1 protein-coding gene is annotated in these 597 nt (G+C 51.3%); it reads left to right on the top strand.

Annotation, left to right across the window (positions count from 1 at the left end):
• Positions 1-83: 83 nt before the first annotated feature.
• Positions 84-518 (top strand): phage terminase small subunit P27 family, encoded by a 435-nt coding sequence (locus AS136_RS25945; protein ID WP_012542168.1) that lies wholly within the window; start codon positions 84-86, stop codon positions 516-518.
• Positions 519-597 lie beyond the last annotated feature (79 nt).

The raw sequence follows: 597 nt of genomic DNA, 5'->3' as shown, positions 1-597 counted from the left end.
GGGACTGCCCGTTGAAGTCTATTTTTACACGCCAGAAATAAGAAACTTTTTTCCGGAAGGTTTCATCTATCAAAGGAACGTTTATGGCCGGAGGAATTCGATCGTCCGGTGGTGGCCGAAAACCCACTTTACCCACCGGGCAAAAAAGCAAATTAACACGTATTGCGCCTCCCGCTGAGTTAATGGGGGAGGCGGCAATAAGAATGTGGAAGACGCAAAGCAAAATACTCATCGACCGAGGGGTGTTTGAGCTGGAGGACGCACCTTTGTTGCTGGCTTACTGCAATGCTTTTCATCTGATGCTCGAAGCCGAAAAAATGCTGGCCAGCGGACTGACCTCAGAAAGTGAAATGGGGGGCCTGAAAAAACACCCTGCAGTTAATGTCCGGAATGACTCGGTTTCCCAGCTTGCCCGCCTCGGCTCTCTGTTGGGGTTAGATCCGCTCAGTCGTCTTCGCATGACCAGCGGACAAAAGGATCCGGACGATGACGGGAATGAATTCGATGAGTTTGACTGATGGCTACCTATCCGAACGTCAATGCGGCGAACCAGTATGCGCGGGATATCGTTGGCGGGAAGATTCTGGCGTGTCAGTT

The organism is Klebsiella sp. D5A, assembly GCF_001620885.1.
GTDB lineage: Bacteria > Pseudomonadota > Gammaproteobacteria > Enterobacterales > Enterobacteriaceae > Klebsiella > Klebsiella variicola.
The sequence above is the reverse complement of the archived record's forward strand: the minus strand, read 5'-3'. Positions and strand labels throughout refer to the sequence as shown.